This is a genomic window from Desulfobacula sp. (genome assembly GCF_021107415.1).
This window is the reverse complement of sequence record NZ_JAIOSW010000015.1, coordinates 1-4,906: the sequence shown is the minus strand read 5'-3', so window position 1 is coordinate 4,906 and position 4,906 is coordinate 1. Positions and strand designations below refer to the sequence as shown.

The window sequence follows — 4,906 nt, the reverse complement described above, 5'->3', positions numbered from 1 at the left end:
GCACGTTCCCTGGCCAATGGTAATTTTCAAGCCGACTTAACGCGTCAGGTGCGATCTGTTTGATTTCGCAGCCCACCTTGCGGGATATTTTATCAACCCAGTATTGCGTTAACAGGCGAATATCTCCCTCCATGACTTTTAAGGATGGAAGCGTAATGCTGATAACGTTCAGTCTATAAAATAGGTCTTCTCTAAAACGTCCTTTGGATACTTCCTCGAATAGGCTTTTATTAGTGGCGGCAATGATTCGGACATTAATCGGTATGGCTTTTTTACCGCCCACCGGCATAATTGTTTTTTCTTCCAGTACGCGCAAAAGATTTATCTGCATTTCCAGGGGCATTTCACCGATCTCGTCCAAAAACAAAGTTCCCCCGTTGGCCGTTTCGAACTTCCCCACGCAACCTCCTCGTTTAGCGCCTGTAAAGGCTCCGTCAGCATAACCGAAGAGCTCGCTCTGTATCAATTCTTTGGGGATTGCCCCGCAATTGACAGGGACAAACGGACCGCAGCGGCAATCACTGGCACTGTGGATCGCATGGGCAAAAAGCTCCTTACCAGTACCGCTTTCGCCCAGAATAAGTACGGTGGATGGTCCAGGAGCAACTTTTTTGGCTTTTTCGATGGTCTGGCGGATGGCTTTACTTTCGCCGATAACATCCACAAACCTGAACTTGTCAATCGCACCCTCTGGTTTATTACTTAAAAAATATGATTGGTTTGTGGGCGATAAGGTTAAAACGAAACCCTTGTTGTCATTTTTTTCTGAAAAAACCGGATTCGCAGTTGCAATACATGACCCCTGCCCGCAGGGCATATTGAGCCGTATCTCTTCTTTGGCAAACCCTGCCGCTCTGGTCTTAAAAAAATTCTGTAGCCGGCCATTATAATGAACAGTTGCGTTTAAGGTTTTCCCCACCACCTCTTTTGGGTGAAGCCGGAAGGTTTTGGCCGCCACTTTGTTAATGCCCGTTATAAGGCCCTGGCCGTTTACTGCAATTATACCGTCGGAAACAGAGTTCAGCACGGCTTCCAAATATTCATTGATATCGTAGAGCTGGCTGTATGACTCATCCAGACCGATGCGATCTTCGATGGCATGGGCCGCAGCTACAATCAATCCCAGCTGGTGGGCGCTGGCCCTTTCACGGGGTCCGGATATATCCAGAAACCCGATGATCTCACCACTCTGTTTCCTGATGGGCGCAGCCGAGCATGTCCATAATTGATGACTTTCACAATAGTGCTCAGGACCCGTAATCTGGACAGGATGTCCTAAGGCAAGTGCGGTTCCGATGGCATTTGTGCCGACAAATTCTTCTCCCCAATGAGCCCCTGGTCCAAATCTTAATCTGTCTGCCTGTCGCAGCTCTTTTAAGCCGCCAACTGTTCTAAGAATATACCCTTCCCGATCGATTAAAACGATTACAAATCCTGATCCCCGGACACAATGGTAGAGGGTTTCCATGATCGGTTTTGCCAGGACGGTGATTTTTTCGGACCTGTGGTCCATTTCCCGTGAGGAAAGAAATTTTTCACATACGCCTTGAATGGGGTCAACTTCCGCCCGTCGGCATCTGCGCCAGGATTGCTCGATTTGATTATTGAAACGATGATCGTTAATCCGGCCCGTTTTTAAAGAATTCATCCATGTTTTCTTTTCCGTCTTAGAAGGCAGTTGCCAAGTGCTTCCGTACCACTTTGGGCTGAAAAGGGACTTGATCATAGCATCAGAACCGGTTTTCAATCCATTCTCAACAAAGCAAAAGTGATTGTCCTTACGTACCAGACTATACATTTTATTCCTCTTGGCTTTCCGGCACCATACCAAAATAGTAAGATTGCACAGGCTAAAAAGATCAATGTAATGCAGGTCAAAAGCAAGTGGATGCGTATGTGTGGGTGCTGTGGTATCCGGGTATATGTTTAATGATAGCGATCAATCCATGCAATTTAACTCTATTTAAAGCATCTTGCAACCTTTTTTACCCATCATTCCTATAAATACTCCTTTCCCACAAACTTTTCTAAGAGGTTAAATGTACAATTAAAAACGCCGGAATCAATACCGGAATGACTGATATTTTCATTAAAACAGCTCGTCGCCGCTTTTTCCACCCAGGCCGGGATGGCCGTCAAAACGAACCACACCTACAGCGGCTTTTCCGGCCACGGCTTCGGCGATGCGTGCTGTGCCTTTGTTGCCAAAACCGCCGCACAATTCAATTGCCTCTATTCCTTCTTCAACCAATTTAAGGGCGACCTTTTCGGCTTCTTTATAGTTATTGGCCGCAACCGCAGTCAATTCGACTTGTGGCGTCACCACTGTTTGCCTATCTTTATCAGGATCAACCTCTGGTGCTAAAAATATAAACGCTGCTTTTAAAGCCATTTTAGTATCCTTTCTTTTAATACAGATCTCGTTAAGTAGTTAAGGTGTTGAGTTGTTAAGTTGTTGTTATAATGATCACATCCATTATTTACTTAAAAATAGGACATTCGGTGTTTGAAAAGTTATAACGCCTGGAAATAATAGTAATTATTTCCCTACTCAACCACTTAACCACTCAACAAGTTCTGTAATATGATTTTTAGTTTATTACGCTTATTGATGTTTCCGATGAAAAAATTTTCCTTTTCATTGCAAATTTCATTGTCCCCTCGACATCCACAACCAGGGGACCGTCCGTTGAAAGTCGTATCGCTGCATTTTGCCCCTTTTTGATTTCCACCTCCCGTTCCCCATCCAAGGCCAATATGGAGGGCGTAAAATGAATCTCCTCACTTTCTCCGGCCGCCATCAATTGCACATCCTTGATAGACACAGTTTCAATGATACCGGGAGCTATGGGTGCCGTGACTGTTTGCCCATTGTTACCTAATTTTAGATGCATGCCGACAGGCTCCTTAGCAGCGATGGATCGAAGCATCCCGCCAATGGAAGAAAATCCGATGCTGGCCGGACTTGTGCGATTTAAAAAGACCTGTCTGATTTTATCCATTTTCCATATGGCGCGGGACCCGATAAACACATCCGTACTGACCACGGCATCTACTATGGCGATATCAACAACTTCGCCTTCGATTACAACCTCAAGGCGGGTGGATTGAAATGTTCCCTCTTTCATAGAGACTTTCCCGGTGGCGATCAGACCGGCCGCAAGCCCTGCCACCGTTGCTTCGATCATGTAGGGAAATACGTTGTTGGTGCCGGTTGACAGGGGCAAAATTGGAACATTGCCCGCCCCCTTTGCCACAACACGGTTGGTGCCATCACCGCCCAGGGTAACAATGCAGCCGGCCCCTTTTTTAGACAACAGACGCGCCGCATTGATGGAATCACGCTGGTCCGCCTTGGTGTCGAACTGCAACCTTTCAATCGACAGATCGACTTGCATCCCGTCCAGAGCCCGCTCCACAATCCCGTGGTAATCCGGCATATAAGCGATGCGCTGTATTCCGGCGGCTTGAAAGCCCATAATGAGTCGTCGCACGATACGGATTTTTTCCTGGTTATCGAACACACTACCGTAGGCGACAAGCCGCCGGATATCTTTTCCCGAGGCCGGATTGGCGATGATGCCGACCAATGACATTTTTAAACCCTTTCTTTTTGTTTTTAAAATTCAAGCATAACACCTCTACTAAAAACGGCAGGTCAACGTCAATGGAAAACATACCTCGTGCGCAGCCTGTCTTATATACATCCTTCAACTCCATTTTCAGTTCTAATGCGATAAAGTCAGTATCGAGTGCCTTGCCCAAGGTGCTATCCGGGCAAGACCCCCTATGGTGTAATTACGCCATCACTTTCTTGACAGCATCAATGAGCTGTTGCTCGCTCGGTATGTAGGCCTTCTCCAACGGCGGAGAAAAGGGAACCGGGCAAAAGGGTGCGGCCACTCGCAAAATCGGTGCATCCAGATAATCAAAGCCTTCTTCAGCCACCTGGGCGGCTATTTCGGCCCCTGATCCTGCGAATTTTACCTCTTCGTGCAAGATCACCAGCCGGTGGGTCTTTTTAACCGATGCGATAATCGTCTCCCCGTCCAACGGATAGAGCGTACGCGGGTCCACCACCTCTATGCTGATCCCGTCAGCGGCAAGCTTTTCAGCCGCACCCAATGCAGTATGTACCATGTTGGCCGTCGCCACGACGGTGACGTCCTTGCCTTCGCGCTTGATATCGGCCTGACCAAAGGAGATAGTGTAATCCCCTTCAGGGACCTCCCCTTCTATGGCATAAAGCATTTTGTGTTCCAAAAAAACCACCGGGTTGTCGTCGCGAATCGCTTCGATCAAAAGCCCTTTGGCATCATAAGGCGTGCTGGGCATGACCACCTTCAGTCCCGGAAGATGCATGAACAGGGCTTCCAGGCATTGGGAGTGCTGAGCGGCAGCCCCGATCCCGGCACCACATGAGGCGCGCATGACCATGGGAATTTTGGCTTTGCCGCCGAACATGTATTTCATCTTTCCCGCCTGGTTATAGAGCTGGTCAAGGGCCACACCGATAAAATCAACAAACATCAATTCAATAACCGGCCGGAGACCGGCTGTCGCTGCTCCCACCGCTGTCCCAACGATAGCGCTTTCGGTAATGGGGGTATCTTTCACCCGCTTTTCGCCAAACTGCTCGAGCAGACCGGCAGTTACTCCAAAGCATCCACCAAAAACCCCTACATCCTCACCGGCAACATAAATATTGGGATCACGCTCCATTTCAACCACATGGGCATCTTTTATCGCTTGCGCGAAAGTCCTATTCGACATTATTATTCCTCCTTTTGGATTTGTGTTTTTAGCTTGAAACCCTAAGCCTTATCCAGGGATTTTCTTGTTTTTTTGACAGGGTTCAAGGAATAAGGCGCTTAGGTATACACATCCTCTGTCAGTTCGGACACAT

The 4,906-nt window shown here is 47.7% G+C and carries 5 protein-coding genes; all 5 read right to left on the bottom strand.

From position 1 onward, the window contains the following. Positions 1 to 1,798 (bottom strand): sigma-54-dependent Fis family transcriptional regulator (locus K8S13_RS00890; protein WP_291459718.1); only part of this gene is annotated, 1,798 nt, incomplete at its 3' end. A gap of 291 nt (positions 1,799 to 2,089) precedes the next feature. Continuing rightward, positions 2,090 to 2,392, bottom strand: a complete 303-nt coding sequence (locus K8S13_RS00885; RefSeq protein ID WP_291459717.1) for a DUF6506 family protein — start codon at positions 2,390 to 2,392, stop codon at positions 2,090 to 2,092. A 199-nt stretch (positions 2,393 to 2,591) separates the two neighbouring features. Beyond that, entirely contained in the window at positions 2,592 to 3,596 is a 1,005-nt protein-coding gene (locus K8S13_RS00880; RefSeq protein WP_291459716.1) for an NAD(+)/NADH kinase, read from the bottom strand. After that, entirely contained in the window at positions 3,526 to 3,765 is a 240-nt protein-coding gene (locus tag K8S13_RS00875; protein WP_291459719.1) for a hypothetical protein, read from the bottom strand. The genes K8S13_RS00880 and K8S13_RS00875 overlap by 71 nt, the downstream gene beginning before the upstream one ends. A gap of 33 nt (positions 3,766 to 3,798) precedes the next feature. Beyond that, entirely contained in the window at positions 3,799 to 4,773 is a 975-nt protein-coding gene (locus K8S13_RS00870; protein WP_291459715.1) for an alpha-ketoacid dehydrogenase subunit beta, read from the bottom strand. Positions 4,774 to 4,906 lie beyond the last annotated feature (133 nt).